The organism is Actinocrinis sp., assembly GCF_035653575.1.
Lineage (GTDB): Bacteria > Actinomycetota > Actinomycetes > Streptomycetales > Catenulisporaceae > Actinocrinis.
Genome location: NZ_DASRBQ010000078.1, coordinates 1 through 23769 on the forward strand (window position 1 = coordinate 1; position 23769 = coordinate 23769).

Here is a 23769-nt window from a genome sequence, read left to right on the forward strand (position 1 = left end):
GCTAGCGGAGCGGCCCGGAGGGACAGCGCAGCGTTCAGGGCGCAGCCCGTGCGCGGCAGCGCCCTGAGTCCGTGGAGCGGGCGAGCCGCTAGGCGAGGGCGCGGAGCGGGGCGGGCAGGTGGGCCAAAGCAACCACGAGCCCAACGGGAGATGCCGCGTCGTTGTCACAGCACGCTGAGAACTGATGGCGGTGGGGTCGGCGCTGTGGTGGCGGGCATGCGGTTGATACTCGGTGGTTGCCTCACGCGAGGCCGGCGCCGCCGGGTTGCCGGGGGGCGGTCAGGCCGCAGCAGGCAGTTCGTCTGCCATCAGGCGGCTGAGGGTGACCTGGCCCAGGTGGCTCATCGCCGGGTTGGTCACGCGGTAGTACCAGGCCGCGCCGATCGCCTGGTGGAACGCCCACGCCTTGCCGCGCTGCCACTGCAGGTCGTCGCAGGCCAGGTCCTCACGCAGCTGTCGGCGCGCGGCGGCGTCCAGCAGGTGCCACGCGCAGACCAGGTCGAGGGCGGGGTCCGCCGGGCCGAAGCCGCCGACGTCCAGCACGCCGACGAGTCGGTCCCCTGCGACGAGCACGTTGCCGGGGATCAGGTCGCCGTGCGTCATCACGTCTTCGGGTGCGCGTGGCAGTAGCCGCAGCTGCGACCAGATCTGCCGCAGTCGTGGCACGTCGAGGAAGCCCTCGCACTTCTCGAGGCAGATCTCGATCCACGGGTCGTGCTGCTCTAGATCGCCGCCGCGGCCTTCTCCGCTGAACTTGCGTCCCCGCGGGTCGATCGCGCGCACGCCGCGGATGAACTCGGCCAGGTCATGCGCGAAGGCGATGGAGTCGGCCAGATCCGTCGGGGTGGCGACGTCGCCCGGAATCCAGGTCTGCACCGACCAGGGAAGCGGGTAGCCGCGACCAGGCTCGCCGACCGCGACGGGTTCGGGCGTGGGGAATCGCGTACGGCCGGCGAGTTCGCTTGCGGCCTGCGCCTCGCGCTCCATTGAACGCCGCGTGGCTTCGACGTCGTCGGGCTTGAGGGGGAACCGGGCCGCCTGATCGTCGCCGATGCGGAAGATCGCGTTGACCGTACCCTGCGATGCGACCTCTCGAATCGGATAGTCGCGCCACGCGGGGAACTGGTCGCGCACCAGGTCGCGCACCATGTCCGGCGTGATGGTCAGCTGATCGGCATGCATGGTTCCCGGCACGCCTCAGCCCCCGGTCTTGATGAGCGGCACGTCCCGGGAGAACTGCCGGAACCCGACGCTGTAGTACAGCCCACGCGCCGCGCGATGCCCCGGCGCGCCAAGGCAGGCGACCGTCATGTGAGCGGCCCCGGCAGCTTGCGCCCGCTGCATGCCGTGCAGCAGCAGCGCCCGGCCGACGCCGCGCCGCCGGTAGTGCGGATGCGTCCCGACCGGCTCGAACTCGGCGGTCCGGTTCGCCTCGTCGAGCCACATGATCGCCGAGGCAGCCATGATTCCGTCCGGCGACTCGACCAGCACGTGCAGGTCGCCGCGATAGGGCGGCGTTCTGCGCACCCCTTCGTAGGCTTCGACCGTATACGGCGACGGAGCCCAAGCGTCCAAGTGCGCCTGGACCACGGCCTGCGGCCCGGCCTCGTCCGCGGTGCGGAATCGAAACCCCTCCGGCAGCACCGGCTGCTCCACGTCGTCCAGATCCCGCACATTGAGCTGAGTCCACGAGCCGGTGTCACCGAGCGCGTCCGAATCGGGCTCATAGCCGTGCGCGGCCCATCGCTCCAAGGCGAACTTGTCAGCGGCCTGCGCGACCACCGTGCGCTCAAGTCCGACCGTGGTGCCGTCGTACCAGTCGATCACCTCGTCGACCAGCTCGCTGTGGTCGGGATGAACCTGATATGCCAGATAGGCGCCGGTGACGTCCTTCACCGAGCCGTCGTTGCGCCGCACCCGGTGCGGCAGCGTGACCCAGCCCCAGCCGACCAGATCGTCGCCGGAGAACCACAGCCGCCGCCGCCAGCTCGCGCCGACGGAGGCGTGGCCCTTACCCCAGATCCAGGCCAGCTCGCCATACGACGCGTCGCTGTTGACCAGGTCGAGCCGCGCGGCCGTGACCCGCTGCGCCAAGCCCTGCATGAGCCGCACGTCCGTAGCGGTCACAAGATCGGCATCGCTCATGGTGCGCCACTGTGCCAGGGCCGCGCGAAGCCGTCGAACCATTTTCCGCTTCCGCCCACGGCGCCTACGCACTCGCGGCGGCTTCTTCCCGCAGCCGAATACCGATCAGGCAGGTGTCGTCATCCGTATCCGCATTGCTGTGGCTGAGCAGGTAATCCAGCTGCTCGCCGAGCGCGGGAACCGCGACCTGGGCCGCCGCGCGCAGGTGTTCCAGCGACTGGTCCAGCGAGGCGTCTTTCCGCTCGATCAGTCCGTCCGTGTACATCATCAGCGTGTCGCCGGGATGCAGGGTGAGCTCCTGCTCGCCGTAATGGGCCTCGCCGGTCGCGCCGAGCAGCATGCCGGTCGGCAGGGGCAGCGCGGTGGCGCGGCCGTCGCGGATCAGCAGGGGCGGCGGGTGACCCGCGCGCGCCCAGCGCAGCGTCTGGCTGCTCGGGTCGTAGATGCCGCACACGGCGGTCGCGGTGACGTGGTCGGTCAGGTGGTGGGCGACCGTGTTGAGCCAGCTGAGCAGCTGCGCCGGGCCGGCCCCGGTGGCCGCGAGGCCGCGCAGGGCGTTGCGCAGCGCCACCATGTCGGTGGCCGCGTCGATGCCGTGGCCGGCCACGTCGCCGACGGCCAGCAGGACCTGCTCCGTGGGCAGCACGACCGCGTCGTACCAGTCGCCGCCGACTAGGTGGTCTGTCTCGGCCGGACGGTAGCGCACCGCGATGTCCAGGCCGGCCGCGTCGACGGGTCGCGGCGCCGAGGGCATGATGGCCCGCTGCAGGCGCAGCGCGAGCCGGTTGCGTTCGGCCGCCTCCTGTTCCGTGTGCGCCAGCTGGTCCCGGGTGGCCGCCAGCGCGATCTCGGTCCAGTGCTGCGATGAAATGTCCTGACACGCGCCGCGCACTGCGATCAGCAGGCCGGCGTCGTCCACGACGGGCTCGGCGACGATCCGGATGTAGCGCAGCACGCCGTCCGGGCGCTGGAGCCTGAAGGCGGCCGACGCGGCCGCGTGGCGGTGCATCAGGGCACGAAGGAAGCGGCCCAGCGCGTCCGCGTCGTCCGGGTGCGCGTGGTTCTCCAGCCGGCTGAGCGGGATCGGCTGCGCGGTGGGCGGCAGGCCGTAGAGGTCGAACAGCTGGGCGTTCCACGTCGTCTCGCCGGTGACCAGGTTCTCCTCGAAGCCGCCGATCCGGCCCAGCCGCTGCGCGTGCTGCAGCAGTGTCGCGAGCCTGGCCGCCTCGTCCTGCAGCCGCCAGTTCAGCAGCACGCTGCGACCGAGCCGGCTGATGCCGACCGCCGCGACGGAGGACACCGGCACCTGGTCGATGCGCGCGTTGAGCACCAGCTGCTCGGTGCTGAACGGTTCGCCGGTCGCGTATACGTGCTCGACCTTGTCGAAGAGCGCGCCGGGCTCCGCGGCCAGCGGATAGGCCTCAAGCAGCGGAAGGCCGGTCACCACCGCCCGCGGCCGGCCGGCCGGATCCACGAAATTCTCATTCGTATATTCGATGACGAAGTCGACCAGCCGGCCCTCCGCGTCATGCAGGGGACAGAGAATGAGCGCCGGGTCGAGCAGGGTGTCGACGAGGTCGGTGAGCTGCGGGTCGACGGCTTGGCCCTTCGCCGTCGCAGATGCACCGGCGCGCAGGGTGGTGTGCGCGGCGATCTGCTGGCCGCCGTCGAGGGTGTAGGCGCACAGTTCGGCGAGGGCCTCCAGCTGCTTGATCACCACCGGCTGTAGGTCGCCTATGGAGTGCGGCCAGCAGACCTCCAACACGCCGAGCACCCGGCCGCCGAGCTCGGCGGGCAGGGCCACCCGGCCTCCTTCGTCGTCGCGCCGGTTAGCCCCGATGCTGGGCACGTCGCAGTCCGCCGTGTCCGCGATGATCTGCAGGCGGCGTTCGACGACGGCCCGGCGGGCCAGCGTGGCGACGTGCGGCGGAACGTGCCGCCAGCGCTGCGCCTCCGAGGCGCTGAAACCCGCGTACCCGGCCAGCACGAGGGAACCGTCGGTGCCCAGCTCCCAAATGGCCACGGCCTGCGCGCCCAGCGGCCCGAGCGCGTGCTGCTTGAGGGACTGGGCCGCGGCCTGCGCGTCGGTGGCGCTGATCACGCCGGACTCGGCGGTGCGAAGCCGCGCGCCCGGGCTGGCTTCGGGCTCCGGGAGCTCGACGGCGGGGGAGCCGGAGAACGCCGCGATCGCGGAGTCGAGGTCCGAGTCCCGCCGGGCAAGCGCGGCGGCGGCGACGGAGCCTGCGTGCTCGCGGGCGATGCGGGTGAGCGGGTCGTTGGAGATCTCGTTGACCAGGTCCGCGGCCAGCTCAAGCGCCGGCAGCCCGCTGCGCTCGGCCAGCACGTCGAGCTGCTTCGCCGCGTCGGCCTGGCCGCAGCGCAGCCGCTCCATCAGGATGCCTTTGGCCAGCTCGACCAGGGCCCGGGCGTCCGCCGTCGTCTCAGCGTTCTGCAGCTGCACGCGCAGCCGGTCGACGGTGGCGGCCAGCCGGCCGATGCCCGGCGCGGCCTCCTCGCTCTGCTCGGCGGCCTTGGCGGTATCGGCGGCCTCGCCGGGCTCAGCCGCCGAATCGCCATCGAGTGGGGGAGTAGGGGTAAGGGTCATGATTCAGTGCCGGTTCGCCCTCTGTCGGTTCTGCGGTCGGACTCTCAAGGCGCCGGGCCTCACAGCTTCAGGGCGCGGCGGATGCAATCGATGAGCACGGCCGCGTCCACCGGCTTGGTCACGTAGTCACTGGCGCCGGCGGCCAGGCTCTTCTCCCGGTCGCCCTGCATGGCCTTGGCGGTCACCGCGATGATCGGCAGGTCCGCCCGCTCCGGCATGGACCGGATCCGCGCCGTCGCCTCGTAACCGTCCATCTCCGGCATCATCACGTCCATCAGGATCAGCTCGATGCTCGGATCGCTGCGCAGCACCTCGATGCCCTTGACACCGTTCTCCGCGTTGAGCACCCGCATGCCGTGGAATTCCAGCATCCCGGTCAGCGCGAACACGTTGCGCGCGTCGTCGTCCACGACCAGGACCGTGCGCCCGGCCAGCCGGCTGTCGCTCTCCGGCAGTTCGGCAGGCTGCCGGCTCTCCGGCCTCGCCAGCGGCACCACGTCCGCGGGGCGCTCCGCGGTCAGGTGCAGCGCGATCCGCTCGCGCAGCTCGTCCAGGCTGGGCAGCAGCTCCAGCGGATAGTCCTGGGCATGCGCCTGGATCAGCTGCTCCTGCTCCGCGTCGAGCCGCCGGTTGTGGTGCGCCAGGACCGGGATCGCGTGCAGCGCCGGATCGTCGCTGCGGGCCTGCAGGAACCGCGCCGCGCCGTCGTCGGCCATGTTCAGTTCCAGGACCACGCAGTGGTACGGCTCGGTCGCCAGCGCCGCCGCGGCCTCCTGCGCGCCCACCGCGGTACGGATCTGCACCGGGCCGCGCCCGTCCAGCAGCGGCCTGCTGTCCGCGAGATCCGCGACGGCGCTCTCGGCGACCAGCGAGAGCAGTCCGCGCGGCCGGTCCTCGATCACCAGCAGCCGGCGCGCGCCGGGGGCCGGGCTGTCATCAGGGTCCTGCGGAACCGAGGTGACCGTTACCGCCGCGGACGCGGACGCGTCGCCGGCCGGCCGCCGCGCGCGGTCGCGCCGGCCTGCCGCCTCGGATTCGACCACGGACACCGCCTCGGCCTGCGGCTGCGCCGCGGCCGGCTGGAGCGGGAGCGAGGCCCAGTCCGGGTGCGCGATCGGAAGGTACAGCGTGAAGGTGCTTCCCTCGCCGACCGCGCTCTGCGCGGTGATCGCGCCGCCGAGCAGCTGTGCGATCTCCCGGCTGATGGACAGGCCAAGGCCGGTGCCGCCGTATTTGCGGCTGGTGGTGCCGTCGGCCTGCTGGAACGCGCCGAAGATGGTCTCCAGCTGCTGCTCCGGGATGCCGATACCGGTGTCGCGGACCCGGAACGCCAGCGCCGGGCCGTTGCGCCGCGCGGCCGGCGGCAGTTCCTGCTCTGAGGCCGGCTCGATGCTCAGTTCGACGCTGCCGGCCTCGGTGAACTTCACCGCGTTGGACAGCAGGTTGCGCAGCACCTGCCGCAGCCGCGAGTCGTCGGTCAGCAGCTCGCCAGGCACGTCGCTGGCCGTGCGCACCCGGAACTCCAGGCCCTTCTGCGTGGTCAGCGGGTGGAAGGTGGCCTCGACGTAGTCCAGCAGCCGGCGCAGCGAGACCCGCTCCGGGTCCACGTCCATCTTGCCCGCCTCGACCTTGGACAGGTCCAGGATGTCGTTGATCAGCTGCAGCAGATCCGAGCCCGCGGAGTGGATCACCCCGGCGTACTCGACCTGCTTGGGCGTCAGGTTCCGGGTGGGGTTCTGCGCCAGCAGCTGCGCGAGGATCAGCAGGCTGTTGAGCGGGGTGCGCAGCTCGTGGCTCATGTTGGCCAGGAACTCGGACTTGTACTTGGAGGCCAGCGCGAGCTGCTGGGCGCGCGCCTCGAGCTCCTGCCTGGCGTTCTCGATCTCCAGGTTCTTGGCCTCGATGTCGCGGTTCTGCGTTGCCAGCAGCGCGGCCTTCTCCTCCAGTTCGGCGTTCGAGCTCTGCAGCTCCTCCTGCCGCACCTGCAGCTCCTCGGAGCGGGCCTGCAGCTCGGCGGCCAGGCGCTGCGACTCGACGAGCAGCTCGTCGGTACGGGCGTTGGCCACGATCGTGTTGACGTTGACGCCGATGTTCTCCATCAGCTGCTCGAGGAACGCCCGGTGCACCGGGGTGAACGCGTGCACCGAGGCCAGCTCGATCACGCCGAGCACCTGCTCCTCGACCACGATCGGCAGCACCACGAGGTTGGACGGCGCGGTCTCGCCGAGCCCGGAGCTGATCGCCACGTAGCCGGGCGGCACGTTGTCGACCGCGATGATCCGCCGGCTGCGCGCCGCCTGCCCGACGAGCGACTGCCCGAGCCGGAACCGGGTGGGCCGGCCGCCCGGATCGCCGTACGAGCCGATCAGCCGCAGCTCGGTGCCGCTCGGCGCGTCCTCGGCCAGGAAGAAGGCGCCGTACTGCGCGCCGACCAGCGGGGCCAGCTCGTCCATGATCAGCTCGGCGACCACCGCCAGGTCCCGCTGGCCCTGCATCAGGCCGCTGATCCCGGCCAGGTTGGACTTGAGCCAGTCCTGGTCCCGGTTCGCCCGGGTGGTCTCGCGCAGCGACTCCACCATGGCGTTGATGTTGTCCTTGAGCTCGGAGACCTCGCCCTTGGCCTCGACCGTGATCGAGCGGGTCAGGTCGCCCTCCGCGACCGCGCTGGTGACCTCGGCGATCGCGCGCACCTGCCGGGTCAGGTTCCCGGCCAGCTCGTTGACGTTCTCGGTCAGCCGCTTCCAGGTCCCCGACACGCCCTCGACCTCGGCCTGTCCGCCGAGACGACCCTCGCTGCCGACCTCGCGGGCCACGCGGGTGACCTCGGCGGCGAAGGAGGAGAGCTGGTCGACCATCGTGTTGATGGTGGTCTTGAGCGCGAGGATCTCGCCGCGCGCGTCGACGTCGATCTTCTTGGTCAGGTCGCCCTGGGCGACCGCGGTGGTGACCTGGGCGATCGACCGCACCTGGCTGGTCAGGTTGTTCGCCATGACGTTGACGTTGTCGGTCAGGTCCTTCCAGGTTCCTGATACGCCGCGCACGGTGGCCTGGCCGCCGAGGTTTCCCTCGGTGCCGACCTCGCGGGCCACGCGGGTGACCTCGTCCGCGAACGCCGAGAGCGTGTCGACCATCGTGTTGATGACGTCGGCCAGCGCCGCGACCTCGCCCTTGGCCTCGACCGTGATCTTGCGGGTCAGGTCGCCCTTGGCCACCGCCTCGGCGACCTGGGCGATGGAGCGCACCTGGTTGGTCAGGTTGGAGGCCATGACGTTGACGTTGTCGGTCAGGTTCTCCCAGGTTCCTGATACGCCGCGCACGGTGGCCTGGCCGCCGAGGTTTCCCTCGGTGCCGACCTCGCGGGCCACGCGGGTGACCTCGTCCGCGAACGCGGAGAGCTGGTCGACCATCGTGTTGATGGTCTCCTTCAGCTCCAGGATCTCGCCGCGCGCGTCGACGCGGATCTTCTGGGTCAGGTCGCCCTTGGCGACCGCGGTGGTGACCTCGGCGATCGAGCGCACCTGCGCGGTGAGGTTGTCGGCCATGACGTTGACCGACTCGGTCAGGTCCTTCCAGGTCCCTGAGACGCCCTTCACGTCCGCCTGGCCGCCCAGCCGGCCTTCCGTGCCCACCTCGCGGGCGACGCGGGTGACCTCGGCCGCGAAGGAGGAGAGCTGGTCGACCATCGTGTTGAGGGTGTTCTTCAGCTCCAGGATCTCGCCGCGGGCGGCGACGTCGATCTTTTGGGTCAGGTCACCCTTGGCGACCGCGGTGGCGACCGCGGCGATGGACCGCACCTGGGCGGTCAGGTTGCCGGCCATGAAGTTCACCGAGTCGGTCAGGTCGCGCCAGGTTCCGGCGACGCCGGGGACCTGCGCCTGGCCGCCGAGGTTGCCCTCGGTGCCGACTTCGCGCGCAACACGCGTGACCTCCGCCGCGAAGGACGAAAGCTGGTCGACCATCGTGTTGAGGGTGTTCTTCAGCTCCAGGATCTCGCCGCGGGCCGCGACGTCGATCTTCTGGGTCAAGTCGCCCTTGGCCACCGCCGTGGCCACCTGCGCGATGTCGCGCACCTGGGTGGTCAGGTTGCCGGCCATCGCGTTCACCGAATCGGTCAGGTCCTTCCAGGTGCCCGACACGCCGGGCACCTCGGCCTGCCCGCCAAGTCGCCCTTCCGTGCCCACCTCGCGGGCGACGCGGGTGACCTCGGAGGTGAACAAGGACAGCTGCGCGACCATGCCGTTGAACACGGTCGCGATCTCGCCCAGGACCCCGTCGTCGTTCTCGGGCAGCTGCGTGCCGAAGTCTCCGTCCCGCACCGCGGTCAGCCCGGCCAGCAGCTGGCGTAGCCCCGCCGCCTCGGCCCCCTCCGCGATCTTCGCCGAGTTCGCGGCCGTGCCCCGAACCCTCGTGACCGTATCGCCACCAGACCTGCCGGCCATGAAGCGTCCCTATCCCTCTTCGCCGTTAGGCGACCCACAACGCGAACGGCCCGGATACCCGTGATCACCGGTTCCATGCGAGCCGATTTCGAGAATCTTCGGGCCGATCGAGGAGCGCGCCGCCGTTCACTGAGTCCTCCGCCCTAGACCTTGCTTACCCTAACTAAGCTTTCGTAAGGTGGTCGATTGTGAGCTCTACTCAGCAGCGCCTCGACGCCTCGGCCCCGCCCCCGCGCCACCACCCGGCGCGACAGGGAGAGCCGGGGCCGCGCTACAAGTGGGTCGCGCTGTCGAACACCACGCTCGGGGTGTTCATGGCGGTGCTCGACGGCTCGATCGTGATCATCGCGCTGCCGGCCATCTTCCGCGGCATCGGGCTCGACCCGCTCGCCGCCGGGAACATCGGCTACCTGCTGTGGATGATCATGGGCTACCTGCTGGTCACCGCGGTGCTGGTGGTGGCGCTCGGCCGGCTCGGCGACATCTACGGCCGGGTGCGCATCTACAACCTGGGTTTCGCGGTGTTCAGCGCCGCCTCGCTGGCGCTCTCCCTCGATCCGCTGCACGGCCAGAGCGGCGCGCTCTGGCTGATCGGGTTCCGCATCGCGCAGGCAGTCGGCGGCGCGATGCTGATGGCCAACTCCGCGGCGATCCTCACCGACGCCTTCCCGGCGCACCAGCGCGGCATGGCGCTGGGCGTGAATCAGATCTCGGCGCTGGCCGGGCAGTTCCTCGGCCTGGTCGCCGGCGGGGTGTTGGTGACCATCGACTGGCGCGCGGTCTTCTGGATCAATGTGCCGATCGGCTTCGCCGGCACCATCTGGTCCTACCGCACGCTGCGCGAGATCGGCACCTCGAAGGCCGCGCGGATCGACTGGCCGGGAAACCTCACCTTCACCTGCGGCGCGCTCGCGCTGCTGGCCGCGATCACCTACGGCATCCAGCCCTACGGCGGCGCGTCCACCGGCTGGACCAACCCGCTCGTGCTCGGCCTGCTTTCCGGCGGGGTGTGCCTGCTGCTCTTGTTCGGCGTGATCGAGACCCGGGTCGCCGAGCCGATGTTCCAACTCGGCCTGTTCCGCATCCGCGCCTTCGCGGCCGGGAACGCCGCCGCGCTGCTGACCGCGATAGCCCGCGGCGGCCTGCAGTTCATGCTGATCATCTGGCTGCAGGGTATCTGGCTGCCGCTGCACGGCTACGACTTCGCGGACACGCCGCTGTGGGCGGGTATCAGCATGCTGCCGCTCACGGCGGGGTTCCTCGTGGCCGGGCCGCTGTGCGGATTCCTCTCCGACCGTTTCGGCGCGCGCCTGTTCGCCACCAGCGGCCTGGTGTTGATGGCGGGGGCGTTCCTAGGGCTGCTGCTTCTGCCGGTGGACTTCCCCTACGCGGCGTTCGCGGTGCTGGTCTTCGTCAGTGGCGTCGGACAGGGCATGTTCTCGGCGCCGAACACCTCCTCGATCATGGGCGCGGTGCCGCCGGAGCGGCGCGGCGTCGCCTCCGGGATGCGCGCGACCTTCCAGAACTCGGGCACCTCGCTGTCCATCGGGGTGTTCTTCTCCCTGATGATCATCGGGCTGGCGTCGAGCCTGCCGCGCACGCTGAGCGCCGGGCTCCAGGCTCAGGGCGTGCCGGCGCCGGTGGCCGCCGGCGTCGCGACGCTCCCGCCGGTCGCCACGCTGTTCGCCGCCTTCCTCGGGCAGAACCCGATCGCGCACCTGCTGGCCCCCTCTGGCGTGCTGCACACCCTTCCGGCGCACAACGCCGCGGCCCTCACCGGAAACCGCTTCTTCCCGCAGCTCATCTCAGGCCCCTTCCATCACGGGCTGACGATCGTGTTCGGCACTGCCGCAGCCATGGCCTTGATCGCGGCAGTCGCCTCGCTTTCGCGCGGCAAGCCGCAGCGCGCCAGCTCGCAGCCACCCATCTCATAGCCCCCATCTCACCGCTCCCGTCTCTCAGTGAAGAGTGCGTAAGACGGCACCGTTCGGTAAAGAACGGCGATACTTACGGTTATGGGCGGCGGCGACAATGACCCGATGACCGACGGTTGTCACGACTGGACCGGCCACGTCATCGTCTGCGGCCTGCGCGGCGTCGGGCTGCGCGCCGTCGAGCAGCTGCGTTTCGCCGGCGTGCGCGTGGTCGTCCTCGACGAGGATCCCGATCCACGCATGACCTCGATCGTGCGCGGCTGGGGCGTCCCGCACGTCTTCGGCAGCGCGCGGCTCGGCGCGCTGGAATCGGTCGGCCTGGCCGGCGCGTCGGCGATCGTGTGCGTGCAGGAGGACGACCTGCACACCTTGGAGACCGCGCTGCTCGCCCGCGAACAGCGGCCCGACCTGCGTGTGGTCGTGCTGTTGCGCAATCCGGCGGTCGGGCGGGCGATGGCCGGGATCGGCGTCGCGGTGCTCGACGTCGCCGGGCTGTCCGCGCCCTCGGTCGTCGAGGCCTGCCTTCGCTCAGCTGTGCACGAGATCGAGCTCGCGGGGGAGCGGTTCGTCGCGGTGACAGTGACCGCAGGCAGAAAGGCGACGCTGCGTTCCCTCTACGGTGACCTCGCTCCCGTGGCGGTCGTCCCGGCCGGCGGCACGCGGGTTGTGGTCTGTCCGGGCCGCGACCACCTGGTGAACGAGGGCGACGCGGTCACCCTGCTCGGCACGCCCGAGCTGGTTCCCGCGCCGACGCACGATCGCATGGTGCCCTCGCCGCACCCTTCCGGCCCGGGATTGCCGAGCCGTATCCGCACCGCGTTCGGCTCCTTCTTCGCGGCGGCCGACCGCCGCCTGCTGCTCCCGTTCGCCGGGCTTTTCGCCCTCGTCATCGTCTCCACCGCCGTGCTGCGCATGGGATATCGCGGCTCGGACGGACGTGGGATGACCATCGTCGACGCGCTCTACTTCAACGTAGAGACGGTCACCACCATCGGCTACGGCGACTTCTCCTTCCACGACCAGCCCGCCTGGCTGCGCGTCTACGCGATCGGGTTGATGATCGTCGGCACCATGCTGGTCGCGGTGTTCTTCGCGATGCTCACCAACCTGCTGATCAGCCGCCGGATCGAGGAGGCGCTCGGGCGCGGGCGGCTGACCGGGCTGCGCGGGCACGTCGTGGTGGTCGGCCTCGGGTCGGTCGGCGCGCGGGTGGCCGAGCGGCTGGTGGCCGAGCAGGCGCGGGTGGTGGTGGTCGAACAGAACCAGGACAACCGGTACCTGGCGCAGATGCGTGCGCTGGGAGTTCCGGTAGTCATCGCGGACGCCACGCAGCCGCAAGCGCTGCGCGCGGTCAATCTCGCCGACGCGCGGGCGGTGGCGGTGCTCACGAGCGACGACCTGGTGAACCTGGAGACCGGCCTGGCGGTGCGCGACCAGCTCGGCGCGCGCTGGGCGCAGGTTCCCGTGGTGCTGCGGCTCTTCGACGAGCAGCTGGGCCAGACCGTGGAGCGCAGCTTCGGCTTCGGCTCAGTCCGCTCCACCGCCGCGCTCGCCGCCCCCTGGTTCGTCGGCGCCGCGCTCGGTCTCGACGTGCTCGGCACCTTCTACGTCGGGCACCAGCCGATGTTGGTCGGCCGGCTGACCGTCGCGCCCGGCGGGGGTCTGGACGGGCTCGCGATGGGCTCGCTGTCCGCGCGCACCCGCGTGGTGGCCATCGGCCGCGCGGACGGCGACCCCGGCAGTGGGCTGGAGTATCCGCCGCGGCGGGGAACCCGATTCCGAGCCGGCGACCAGGCCTACGTCATCGGCCCCTACGAGGAGCTGCTCCAGCTGCTGCGCCGCGACTCCCTCTCGCCGGGCCAAGTGACACCGCCGACGCTCCTCGCGCCCGAGGCGGCCGCACCCCGCGGCGTGACTCCGCGCTCCACCCGCTGAGGCCGACGCCATCAATACGCTGTTTCGCGCCCGGTTAGTACGTAAAGCGTTGTATGGGTAGGCCTGATGGGTCACTGCCTCAGCAGAGTATTGCCATCGGTCAGCCACCCGCATAGCGTTCGAAAGTCGCCGGATCCGCGAATCACGCGGAACCGTGTCTCGAACGCGCCGCGCCGGACCGGCCGCGGCGTAAGGGAGGGAGAGACCAACTCATGCACCGCATACGCCCAGTTCAGGGCGTGCTCATCGCCGCGGCCTCGGCCGCGCTCGTCGCCGTGAGCCCGGGCTTCGCCAGCGCGGCGGCCGCCGGCTCGCCGGGCGGGGACCATCCGGCCCCGCTGGAATCCGCGAAGGTGGCCCAGCGAGCCCACGCCAGCGCCGCGGCCCGCACCCACACGACACCCAACCCGCTGCTCAAGGAGCAGTTCATCTCCGGCACCGACGAGATGGCGGAAGCGCCGAGCGTCTCGGCGCTGTGCGCGTCCTTCCTCGGCCAGCCGAACCCCTACGCCGCGCTCGCCCCGAACGTCGACGTGATCAAGGGCGACACGGTCGTCCCGGTCGGCAGCCAGACCGGCTGCGACGCCGCGCAGAACGAGACGACGGTCACGCAGAACCCGTGGAACCCGGACAACCTGGTGGCCGGCTCCAACGACTACCGCGTCTTCAACAGCCGCGAGAACCGCAACGACGCCTCCGGCTGGGCGTATACGACCTTTGACGGCGGCAAGACTTGGAAGAACGTCCTCGCGCCGCACCTGACCTTCCAGACCGGCGCGAGCGCCCCGCTCTCCCTGGCCGACTCGGCCGGCGACCCGTCCCTCGCCTTCGGCCCGAACAACACCGTCTACTACGCCAACCTGGTCTTCTCCCGCTCCGCGCCCGCCAACGGCGGCTCGCAGTCGGCCAGCGGCGTGACCGTCTCGGTCTCCCACGACGGCGGCAAGACCTTCGGCGAGCCGACCATCGTGCACCTGGACGGCTTCAACGCGAACGGGACCGAGGGCCCGACCGACATCTTCAACGACAAGGAATGGATCGCCGTCGACCAGCACACCGGCGCGGTCTACGTCACCTGGACCCAGTTCAACTTCGACTCGGCCGGCAACTACCTCTCCTCGCCGACCGTCGAGGCCAGGTCCACCGACGGCGGCAAGCACTTCTCCGCCCCGGTCGGCATCTCGCCGACGCTGGCCAGCTTCAAGACCGGCATCACTCCGTTCGGCACCGGCACCAACCCGGTGGTGGCGAACGACGGCACGCTGTACGTCGCCTATGAGGACTCGGTCTGCCAGACCGCGGCCTGCAACGCGCCGACCGACCACGACGCCGTGATCATCGCGACCTCGAAGGACGGCGGCAAGAGCTTCACCAACCAGGAGGCGGCGCAGGACTTCGACTTCCCGTTCAACGCGGACATCGGCAACAGCTCGCTGACCGGGGAGAACTTCCGGATCAACTCCTTCCCGCAGCTGACCTACGACCGGGTCCAGAACCGGCTGTACGCCACCTGGGCGGACGACCGCAACGGCCTGTACAACTCCTCCGGCGTCTCGGTGCGCACCAACGGCAACGCGCTGTTGATCTCGGCGGAGGCGCACAGCCATGGCGCGCTGTCCTGGTCGGCCCCGCAGACCGTGGGCGCCGGGACCGACGAGGTGTTCCCGGCCGTCGCGGCGTACAACGGGCACATCGCGGTCAGCTACTACACCCGTTACTACGACCCGGCGGGCATCGGCGAGGACTTCGCGATGGTCTCCGGCGACCGCTGGTCGGTCGGGCACAACCCGCAGCGGCGGCTGACCAAGCAGACCGAGAACCCGCAGGTGCAGTTCGTCTCGATCGGCCTGGTCTCCGGCAACGTGCTGCAGGGCGTGTTCATCGGCGACTACACCGCGGTCGCGATGGGGCCGGACTTCCAGGCGCACCCGGTCTGGACCGACTTCCGCGGCAACCCCGGGGTGGACGACCCGAACCAGGACGTCGTCACGCAGTCGGTGAACATCTTCCGGTAACAGAGTTCTGATCTAGCCGGCGAAGCCCGCCCCGCGCAGGTCTGCGCGGGGCGGGCTTGCGCTTTCAGCCGACCGGCTCGAGCACCCGCCGCACCCGGCGCCGGGTGCCCTGCCCGCCGGCCCGCCAGATCAGCGCCGCGTAGGCGGCGAGCATCCGGCGGCGCCCGAACTGCTCCCTGGCGGCCAGCAGCGCCGGGACGAACTCGCTTCGCCGGGCCAGCGCCTCGCCCCACGCCGCGGCGATCGCGTCGGGGTCAGGCGGGGTGAGCAGCCCCCGGCCGGCGACGATCGCGGCGCAGTCGCCGACGTCGGTCGCCACCGGGATCGCGCCGCACAGCAGCCCCTCGATCAGGCACAGCGGCGCCGCCTCGCCGAAGACGGACGTGAGCGCGACCACGTCGGCCGCGGCGAACAGCGCCTGCGGGTCGTCTCGCGGGCCGAGCAGGTGAAGGCGACCGGATTCATCGAGTCCTGTAATGCGCAGGTCGGTGAGCAGTTGCTCGTTCTCCCGCGTCATGCCGGTTCCGCACATGAGCACATGGGCGGTCGGCCGGCGGGCCAGGAAGCGCGCGGCGGCGGCAAGGAACAGCGGCACGTTCTTCATGCCGTCGTAGCGCGCCGCGAACGCGACCAACGGGGCCTCGTCGGGGATGGCCAGCGAGCGGCGCAGCCGCGCGCGGGCGAGGCGATCGGGCCGGAAGCGGCGCAGATCGACGCCGTTGGGGATCACGTGCAGCAGGCTGTCGGGAACGCCCGCGGCCCGGTAGGCCGCCTTCGTCGAATCCGCGCAGCACACCAGCGCCGTGACGCGTCCGGCGGCCACCGCGGCGCGCAGTTCGGCGAGCGCGGAGCCCTGATTCTCCGGGTCCGAGCGGTGCAGGCAGGTGACCAGCGGCCCGCGCCAGCCGGCCTGGTTCACCAGCCGCAGCGGCTGTTCCTTGAGCGTGAGCACCACCCGCGTCGCGGCGGCCTCCCGCTCGAAGAGCGCCAGTTCCCGTTCGTCGAAGCGCGCCGACTCCCGGTCGGCGGCTCCGCGTTCCGCCCCGCGCAGCGCGGTGACCGGGATTCCCGCCGCGACGAGTCGCTGATAGCAGGCGTCATCTCGCATCCGCTGGAACGTCGCCTCCCGGTAAACGTTCTCGTGGATGCTGAGTACGCGGTGACGTTGGCCACGGCCGTGCAGGCCCGCGAGCACGTCGGTGTGGAGGATCCGGGCGCCGCCGCGGAAGAAGCCCTCATAAAGGGAGAGCACCCCGATTTCGTGAGACACCAGTTCATCATGGTCTTTCCACGCTGGTAACCGTGGATATCGGGGAAAACTCCGTGTGAACTTTCCTGCTCATTCCCGAGCGGCGCACGTCCGCCCGGGAACGGGCGAGCTCACCTGAAGGAGGCCGACCTGGCCGCGAGCGCCGGTTGCAGCAGGCTGGGCTGGAGCCGGCGTACCGCCTCGAGATGGTCCCCGGTCCAGATCATCCGGACCGCGGTGGCGGTGGCCTTTCCGTCCTCGTCGCGCAGGTCGTGCTGCACGGCGCGCACCAGGCGGTTGTCCGCCTCCGGATCGCGCTCGAGGGTGGGCGGGATGGTCCGCTCCCCGTCGAGGCTGCCCGCCAGGTCGTCGTACCAGTTGCGGATGAGTTCGACGCTGCGCAGCAGCTCCATCCGGGCCGACGCGCGGTCGTCGGAGACGGGGTCCTCGTCGCGCTGCCAGAGATCGAGTACGGCGTCGGCGGCGAGGCGCAGCGCGGTCACGCCGCTGACCAGTCGGGTGATCTCGGCCAGCGGCACCGTCTTCGCGCCGCGCTCGACCAGGTATTCGCGGAACGCGTCGTCCATGCGGCGCGCGGCCGCGGCGGCCCGGATCGCCTGCTGGGTCGGGACGAGGGTGGCGGCATCCACCGAGGAGCCGGTTCCGGCCGCCTCGGCTCCCGTGATGTCGAAGCGCAGCATCCCGTACTCGACGGCCGCGGCGAGGTAACGCGCGCTGTCGGCGTAAGCCTCAGACAGTGCTTTGCTCAGCGCCGCCGCCGCTCCCCGCGGCCAGAACAGCACGCCGACCGCGAGACTCACGCCCGCGCCGATCGCGATGTCCTCGACCCGCAGCAGCCCGACCCGCCAGCCGGTCGGCTGGATGATGTTGAACAGGATGACCAGGACGAGGGTGAAGCCGGCCTGCCCGGCGGCGAAGGAGATCGCCGCCGGGGCGATGCCGGCCAGCACGATGGCGGGCGGCAGCAGGAACCACAGCAGCCCGGTCGAGTGGCCGATCGGGAACAGCAGCAGCGCGCCGATGACGAAGCCGGCGGTGGTGCCCAGTACCGCGCGAAACGCGTTGAGCCCGGTGTTCAGCGCGCTCGAGCGCAGCACGGAGAGGGTTCCGAGCACCACCCAGAAGGAGTGCTGAACGCCCGTCAGGTTCGCGACCAGCACGGCGAGGCCGAGGCCGACCGCGCCGCGCACGCTGTTGTGCAGCCAGACCGAGTGCCGCTCGACGTGCGCCGCCGCGCGTTCCTGAGCCGCCGTCAAGGTGCCGGGCAGGCCCTCGGGCTGGCGGCCGAGCAGCCGGTCGAGCCACGAGCGCCGCTCGGCCCGCGCCGCCAGTTCGATGTTGCGGCCGATCAGGGAGGCCACGAAGCTGATCTCCTGCGCCCGGAAGCTCGGGTCGAGCGCGTCGATGACCTCGCTGACGTGCTCGTCCAGCATGATCGACTCGGCCCGGCGCAGCTGCTGCGGAGGGGGCGGCCCGCCGTCCGGATCCGAGGCCGCCGCCCCGGATACCGCGGCGCCCTCGAACGCGGCGCCTTCGAACGCGGCGCCCTCGAACACCGTCGATTGCATGGGCAGCTGGCCGATGGCGTCGCGTTCCAGCTTGGTCAGCGCCTCGCGCAGCGCGGTGAGGGCGTCGTGCAGGCCGTCCAAGCTCGCGCGCGGGGATTCCAGGAGTTCGGCGCCGCGTTCCAGCACCGCCGCGGCGGCGTTCTTGACCTTGCACGCGGCCGGATTAGGCATGGCGCAGTTGAGCGAGCGCGACTGCGCCAGGATCGCGCTGAGCCAGCTCAGCTCGTCCACCAGCCGCACCACGGCGCGCGCCGAGGTGCTCAACCCGGTAGGCCGGTTGGGCGTGGCGAGGAAGACGCGGTTCAGATCGGCCATCGCGGTCTCGGACGCGGTTACCGCCGCCTGGTACTCCGGCGCGGACTTCACATCGGCCCCGGCGCGGTGCAGCGAGACCGAGACGTACAGCCTGGTCGCGATGGCCCGGCACGCAGCCGCCGCCCTGCCGCGCAGCGGGTCGCTGGCCGGCGCCGGCCACAGCAGCGAGACCGCGAGCAGCGCGGCGACCGTGGCGATGCCCCAGCCGGCCAGCCGGTCCGGGATCACCCCGGGCCTGCTGGCCAGCGAGACCGGGAGGATGAACGAGAGCAGCAGCGCGGTGGTCGCGCCCGCGAGCACCGAGCTGACCACGCCGACGAACAGCGCGCCGAAGCCGACCAGGGTCATCGCCGCGGCCGCCAGCCACTGCTCGCGCGAGGCCAGGGTGCCCAGGCAGACCAGCACCGCGCTGGCGACCGCGAGAGTCAGCTGAGCCTGCAGCCGGTCCCGCATCGAGCCGCCGAAGTCGACCAGCATCAGCATCGCGAAGGAGCCGAAGGCGGCGTAGGTCGCGATGTCGCCGTTGTCGAGCACCTTCGCGCAGAACGCGAACAGCACCGGCATCACGATCGCCGCCCGGCCCGCGCGGCGCAGCGCGAGCAGCCCGCGGTCGTGCGTGGTCAGCCAGTTCCAGAGTCTTCGCCTCAGTTGCCCTATGCCCCGCATCGGCCCCTCCGTGGGACTTGTTTCGCGCTCTTCGAAGAGCCGTCTAGCACGGTGCGTATCCGAAATTTCGTTGGCTGACAAGCGGATTAACCGGCCGCCGCCTTCACCCGGTCCACCTCGCGCAGCAGCGCGGCCGCGGCCGCGCTGGTCGGGTCGGTGGTGACGCTGACCGTCTCCCACGCGGGCACCTCGCCGGCCAGCTCGATGAACCGCACCCGGTCAGTCTTCACCGAGTAGGACCGCGGCACCAGCGCCACGCCCAGTCCGTACGCCACCAGGTCCAGCAGCGAGTGCACGTCGGTGACCTCGAGGGCGACCCGCCGCTCGATCCCGGCCGCGGTCAGCACCCGGTCGGCCAGGTCGCGGGTGCCCCAGTCCGCCGGGAAGTCGACGAACTGCTCCTCGGCCAGATCGGCCAGCTTGACCTGCCCGTTGCCCGCCAGCGGGTGGCCGAGCGCGCAGGCCAGCGCCAGCGGTTCGCGGTCGAGCGCCTGGATGACCACGTCGTCGGGGCAGCGTCCGGAACCCGGCCTTGAGACGAACGCCACGTCGAGCCGGCCGGTGCGCACCAGCTCGATCAGCTCGTCCGAGCCGCCCTGCCGCAGCTGGATCTCCAGCCCGGGATGCTCGGAGAGGAACCCGGCCAGCAGCGTCGGCACGTGCACCGCGTGCAGGCACTGCAGCGAGCCGATCGAGAGCCGGCCGCGCAGCAGGCCCTGCACGGCGGCGACCGCGTCCTTCGCCGCGTTGCTCGCGGAGAGCGCGCGCAGCGCCTCGCCGAGCAGCGCCTGACCGGCCGGCGTGAGCTGGACCTGCCGCGTGCTGCGCAGGAACAGCGGCGCGCCCAGTTCGCGCTCCAGCGAGCGGATCGAGGCGGACAGACCCGACTGGGCGATGTGCAGCCGCTTGGCCGCCCGGGTGAAGTGGCACTCCTGCGCGACCGCGACGAAGTGCTCCAGCTGGCGCAGTTCCACGTCCCTCACCCCTATTGAGCAGCCGCCGTGCTAAGCGGCATCAGATTTCTCTGTTGGACAGCTTAATCCTGGGCAGGGAGGCTGGGACTGTACTTGTCAGATACGGGAGGAACCCCCATGCAGACTCGCCGCATCGGCGACGTCCAGGTCGGCGCCATCGGTCTCGGCGGCATGCCGATGTCGATCGAGGGACGGCCGGACGAGCAGCGGTCGATCGCCACGATCCACGCCGCGCTGGACGCCGGAATCACCCTGATCGACACCGCGGACGCCTATCACCTGCACGCGAACGAGGTCGGGCACAACGAGTCCCTGATCGCCCGCGCGGTGGCCAGCTACGGCGGCGACACCTCGGACGTGCTGATCGCGACCAAGGGCGGCCACCTGCGCCCCGGGGACGGCACCTGGACGGTCAACGGCTCGCCGGAATACCTCAAGCAGGCCTGCGACGCCTCGCTCAAGCGCCTCGGCGTCGAGGCGATCGGGCTGTACCAGTTCCACCGCCCGGACCCGCGCGTGCCCTACGCCGACTCGGTCGGCGCGATCCGCGACCTGCTCGACGCCGGCAAGATCCGGATGGCCGGCATCTCCAACGCGAACCCGCAGCAGATCCAGCAGGCCAACGAGATCCTCGGCGGCCGCCTCGTCAGCGTGCAGAACCAGTTCTCGCCCTCGTTCCGCTCCAGCGAGCCGGAGCTCGAGCTGTGCGCCCGGCTCGGCATCGCGTTCCTGCCGTGGAGCCCGCTCGGCGGCATCTCGAGCGCCGGCGAGCTCGGCTCCAGGTTCGGTGCCTTCGCCGAGGTCGGGAAGGCGCACGGGGTCAGCCCGCAGCAGGTCTGCCTGGCCTGGATGCTGGCCAAGGCGCCGGTGGTCATCCCGATCCCCGGCTCCTCGCGACCTGAGACGATCCAGGACTCGGCGCGGGCCGTGGACCTGAAGCTGTCCGCGGAGGAAGTGGCCCGGCTCGACGCCGCGTGATTCCTTCGCGCGCCCGGCCGGCCGGTACCCTTGGTAACAACTGAACTCACTGGGTGGGGCTGACAGCGCCGTCGCCGTCCCGACACAAGGAAGTTGGCAGCGACATGCTTTCCGGCGCTGTACGCCGTGCCCTGCTCTCTCTCGCCGTCGGCGGATTCGCCATCGGCACCGGGGAGTTCGTCGTGATGGGCCTGCTGCCGCAGGTCGCCTCCGACCTCTCCGTCTCGATCCCGCGGGCCGGGGAGCTGATCTCCGCTTACGCACTCGGGGTGGTGGTGGGCGCGCCGCTGCTCACCGCCGCCTCGGTGCGGTACCGGCGCAAGCCGGTGCTGCTGGTGCTGATGAGCTGGTTCGCGGCCGGCAACCTGCTCTCGGCGCTGGCGCCCAGCTTCGGCCTGGTGCTGCTCGCCCGGTTCGCCACCGGACTGCCGCACGGCGCTTTCTTCGGCGCCGGCGCGGTGGTGGCCGGCTCGCTGGTGGACAAGACGCGCAGCAACAGCGCGATGGCGGTGATGTTCGCCGGGCTGACCGTGGCGAACATCGTCGGCGTACCGCTCACCACGATCCTCGGCCAGCACGCCGGCTGGCGGCTGGTCTACGCGATCGTCGGTCTCATCGCGGTGCTCGCCGTGATCGCGGTCGCGCTGGCCGTGCCCGCCGAAGCCGGCCTCACGAAACAGGGCGCTGACGAACAGGGCTCTGCTTCCGCGCCAGAGGCCGCCGGCGCCTCCCAGTCCTCGCTGCGCGGCGAGCTGCGCGCCTTCGCCAAGCCGGAGGTGTGGCTGGTGCTCGGCGTGGCGATGATCGGCGGCGGCGGGTTGTTCGCCACCTTCAGCTACATCACCCCGATGATGACGAACGTCGCCCACTACGCCGATTCCAGCATGACCTGGCTGCTCGCCCTGTTCGGCCTCGGCATGACGATCGGCAACCTGGTCGGCGCGCCGCTCTCGGACCGCTGGCCCGCGCGCACGCTGCTGTGCTCGCTCGGCGCGCAGATCGCCGTCTCGATCGCGTTCCTGGCCGCCGACCACAACCGGGTCACCGCCGCCGCGGCGATCTTCCTGTTCCCGCTCTGCTCGCTGGCCGGGCTGCCCACGCTGCAGGGACGGATCATCGCGCTGGCGGGTGGCGCGCCGAACCTTGCCGCCGCGTCCATCCAGGCGGCCTTCAACATCGCCAACTCCATCGGCGCCTACTTCGGCGGCCTTGCCATCGCGGCAGGGTTCGGATTCGGCTCGCCGAACGCGGTCGCCGCGGCGCTCGGCGCCGTCGGCCTCGCCCTGGCGGTCACTGCGGTGCGCGTCGAGCGTCACCGAACCGGGCGCACGGCAGAGACGTTGAATGCAGAGACGTTGAATGCAGAGACGTCGAATACTGCGGAGGACCGCGAAATGACGCGGCGTGAAAAGGCAGCGCCCGAAAGGATCGCCGCGTGACCTCACCGACGCCCACCACCTTCGGCATCATCGGCAGCGGCTGGCGCGCGGAGTTCTTCGTGCGGCTCGCCGCCCTCCTGCCCGACCGGCTCACGCTGGTCGGGGTCGCCGCGCGCCGCACGCAGACCGCGGAGCGCATCACCTCGGACTGGCGGGTTCCGGCGTACCTCTCGCCGCAGGAGCTGATCTCCAAGCAGAACCCCGACTTCGTCGTCACCAGCGTCAGCTGGCCGGCCAATCCGGAGGTCATCGCCGTGGCGGTCGAGGCCGGGGTCAAGGTGCTGGCCGAGACCCCGCCCGCGCCGGACGCCGACGGCCTGCGCGCGCTGTGGGCCCGGGTCGGCGAGCGGCGGATGGTGCAGGTCGCCGAGCAGTACCTGCTCATGCCCGGCCACGCGGCCCGGCGCGAACTCGTCGAGCGCGGCACGATCGGCCGGCCTACCTCCGTGCAGGTCTCCTCGACGCACGGATACCACGCGGTCTCGATGATCAGGGGTCTGCTGGGCGTGGACTTCGAGCCGGCGCGGGTGACGGCGTCGCGATTCACCGCGCCGCTGCTCGACCCGCTGACCCGCGACGGCTGGACCGGCGACGAGTCGGCCAAGGACGCCCAGACGACGCTCGCGACCCTCGACTTCGGAAACGGCGCGTCAGGGCTCTACGACTTCACCAGCAACCAGTGGCACAACCGGCTGCGCCTGCGCCGCATCGTGATCCGCGGCAGCCACGGCGAACTCGCCGACGACACGGTCGTGCGCTGGGCCGGACCGCGCACCGTCCTGAAATCGCACCTCGTGCGCTCGCAACTCGGCCAGGACCTCAACCTCGACGGTCACGACACCGAGCACTTCTCCTTCGACGGAGAGGTGGTGTACCGCAACCCGTTCCTCGGCCTGCGGCTGATGGACGAGGAGATCGCGATCGCGAGCATTCTCACCGCTACCGCGGCCTGGGTACACGACGAGGGGCCGGAACCGTACCCGCTCGCGCAGGCCTGCCAGGACCACCTCATCGCGCTCGCGTTCGATCAGGCCGCTGAGACCGGCGAGAGAGTGACCACCGGGATCGAGGCCTGGGCGCACTGAGGGCCGGGCGAGAGCGAGGGACGCGGGGACGGGCTCAGTGCCCGTCCCCGCACCGCCTACACCCGCGTTACGCGGGAGTCAGGCTCACGCGACGGTTCTCGACGTCGAGCGCGAGAATCCGCACCGCGACACGCGACCCCGGTTCGGGCCGAGTGCCCCAGGCCGACTCGTGCAGCAGGCCGTGGACGCCGTCACCGACGTCGATGAACGCGCCGAACGGAACGACGCTGACCACCGTGCCGTCGATGACGCCGCCGCTCGCGTGGCGAGCGACGAATTCGTTCCAGACGGCTGGTTCGGCACTGTGCTTCGGGCGGGTCATGCGATCACCTCCTCTCCCTGCAATCTCCGCCTATGCGGGATCGGCGCAGGGGGCGGGCCTCGGGCCCGCGCGGTGATCA

General features: G+C 71.1%; 14 protein-coding genes. 6 read left to right on the forward strand and 8 right to left on the reverse strand.

Translation table 11 applies throughout. The annotated features are described in order from the left end of the window. Nucleotides 1-279: 279 nt before the first annotated feature. From VFA06_RS10950 to VFA06_RS10965, 4 genes are all read right to left on the reverse strand, one after another. Nucleotides 280-1182 carry an aminoglycoside phosphotransferase family protein gene (locus tag VFA06_RS10950; protein ID WP_324840370.1) on the reverse strand — a complete coding sequence of 301 codons (903 nt, stop codon included), beginning with the start codon at nt 1180-1182 and terminating at the stop codon, nt 280-282. Between the two features lie 15 nt (nt 1183-1197). Then, nucleotides 1198-2145 carry a GNAT family N-acetyltransferase gene (locus VFA06_RS10955; RefSeq protein WP_324840371.1) on the reverse strand — a complete coding sequence of 316 codons (948 nt, stop codon included), beginning with the start codon at nt 2143-2145 and terminating at the stop codon, nt 1198-1200. A gap of 64 nt (nt 2146-2209) precedes the next feature. After that, nucleotides 2210-4750: a SpoIIE family protein phosphatase gene (locus tag VFA06_RS10960; RefSeq protein WP_324840372.1), complete on the reverse strand. Its 2541-nt coding sequence runs from the start codon at nt 4748-4750 to the stop codon at nt 2210-2212. 59 nt (nt 4751-4809) lie between these two features. Next, nucleotides 4810-9189 (reverse strand): HAMP domain-containing protein, encoded by a 4380-nt coding sequence (locus VFA06_RS10965; protein WP_324840373.1) that lies wholly within the window; start codon nt 9187-9189, stop codon nt 4810-4812. 287 nt (nt 9190-9476) lie between these two features. Between VFA06_RS10965 and VFA06_RS10970 the strand changes: the two genes are divergently transcribed. From VFA06_RS10970 to VFA06_RS10980, 3 genes are all read left to right on the forward strand, one after another. Continuing rightward, complete coding sequence (locus VFA06_RS10970) at nt 9477-11123, forward strand: MFS transporter (protein ID WP_414639872.1); 1647 nt, start codon at nt 9477-9479, stop codon at nt 11121-11123. Nucleotides 11124-11228: 105 nt separating this feature from the next. After that, entirely contained in the window at nt 11229-13058 is a 1830-nt protein-coding gene (locus VFA06_RS10975; protein WP_324840375.1) for an NAD-binding protein, read from the forward strand. Between the two features lie 212 nt (nt 13059-13270). Then, on the forward strand, nt 13271-15073 hold the full coding sequence (locus VFA06_RS10980; protein WP_324840376.1) for a sialidase family protein: 1803 nt from the start codon (nt 13271-13273) through the stop codon (nt 15071-15073). A gap of 64 nt (nt 15074-15137) precedes the next feature. On the opposite strand, the gene VFA06_RS10985 is transcribed toward VFA06_RS10980, so the two are convergent. The 3 genes from VFA06_RS10985 to VFA06_RS10995 form a co-directional block, all read right to left on the reverse strand. Then, on the reverse strand, nt 15138-16343 hold the full coding sequence (locus VFA06_RS10985; protein WP_324840377.1) for a glycosyltransferase: 1206 nt from the start codon (nt 16341-16343) through the stop codon (nt 15138-15140). Between the two features lie 110 nt (nt 16344-16453). Further along, on the reverse strand, nt 16454-18892 hold the full coding sequence (locus VFA06_RS10990; protein WP_324840378.1) for an FUSC family protein: 2439 nt from the start codon (nt 18890-18892) through the stop codon (nt 16454-16456). 86 nt (nt 18893-18978) lie between these two features. Further along, nucleotides 18979-19866, reverse strand: a complete 888-nt coding sequence (locus VFA06_RS10995) for a LysR family transcriptional regulator (protein WP_324840379.1) — start codon at nt 19864-19866, stop codon at nt 18979-18981. Between the two features lie 117 nt (nt 19867-19983). On the opposite strand from VFA06_RS10995, the gene VFA06_RS11000 reads away from it, so the two are divergent. From VFA06_RS11000 to VFA06_RS11010, 3 genes are all read left to right on the forward strand, one after another. Continuing rightward, nucleotides 19984-20844 carry an aldo/keto reductase gene (locus VFA06_RS11000; RefSeq protein ID WP_324840380.1) on the forward strand — a complete coding sequence of 287 codons (861 nt, stop codon included), beginning with the start codon at nt 19984-19986 and terminating at the stop codon, nt 20842-20844. Between the two features lie 104 nt (nt 20845-20948). Continuing rightward, nucleotides 20949-22283 (forward strand): MFS transporter, encoded by a 1335-nt coding sequence (locus VFA06_RS11005; RefSeq protein WP_324840381.1) that lies wholly within the window; start codon nt 20949-20951, stop codon nt 22281-22283. Further along, nucleotides 22280-23368 (forward strand): Gfo/Idh/MocA family oxidoreductase, encoded by a 1089-nt coding sequence (locus VFA06_RS11010; RefSeq protein ID WP_324840382.1) that lies wholly within the window; start codon nt 22280-22282, stop codon nt 23366-23368. Before VFA06_RS11005 ends, VFA06_RS11010 begins: the two co-directional genes overlap by 4 nt. Before the next feature lie 67 nt (nt 23369-23435). Here VFA06_RS11010 and VFA06_RS11015 read toward each other — a convergent pair whose 3' ends face one another. Next, the gene (locus VFA06_RS11015) at nt 23436-23690 is read right to left on the reverse strand and encodes a S1 RNA-binding domain-containing protein (protein ID WP_324840383.1); all 255 of its coding nucleotides are present in this window, start codon (nt 23688-23690) and stop codon (nt 23436-23438) included. Between the last annotated feature and the right edge of the window lie 79 nt (nt 23691-23769).

Bases quoted from the DNA above. Each gene is read 5' to 3' on its own strand.
- VFA06_RS10980 (WP_324840376.1), top strand. From the start codon at position 13,271: ATGCACCGCATACGCCCAGTTCAGGGCGTGCTCATCGCCGCGGCCTCG.
- VFA06_RS10955 (WP_324840371.1), bottom strand. From the start codon at position 2,145: ATGAGCGATGCCGATCTTGTGACCGCTACGGACGTGCGGCTCATGCAG.
- VFA06_RS11005 (WP_324840381.1), top strand. From the start codon at position 20,949: ATGCTTTCCGGCGCTGTACGCCGTGCCCTGCTCTCTCTCGCCGTCGGC.
- VFA06_RS10965 (WP_324840373.1), bottom strand. From the start codon at position 9,189: ATGGCCGGCAGGTCTGGTGGCGATACGGTCACGAGGGTTCGGGGCACG.
- VFA06_RS10975 (WP_324840375.1), top strand. From the start codon at position 11,229: ATGACCGACGGTTGTCACGACTGGACCGGCCACGTCATCGTCTGCGGC.
- VFA06_RS10960 (WP_324840372.1), bottom strand. From the start codon at position 4,750: ATGACCCTTACCCCTACTCCCCCACTCGATGGCGATTCGGCGGCTGAG.
- VFA06_RS10990 (WP_324840378.1), bottom strand. From the start codon at position 18,892: ATGCGGGGCATAGGGCAACTGAGGCGAAGACTCTGGAACTGGCTGACC.
- VFA06_RS11015 (WP_324840383.1), bottom strand. From the start codon at position 23,690: ATGACCCGCCCGAAGCACAGTGCCGAACCAGCCGTCTGGAACGAATTC.
- VFA06_RS10950 (WP_324840370.1), bottom strand. From the start codon at position 1,182: ATGCATGCCGATCAGCTGACCATCACGCCGGACATGGTGCGCGACCTG.
- VFA06_RS11000 (WP_324840380.1), top strand. From the start codon at position 19,984: ATGCAGACTCGCCGCATCGGCGACGTCCAGGTCGGCGCCATCGGTCTC.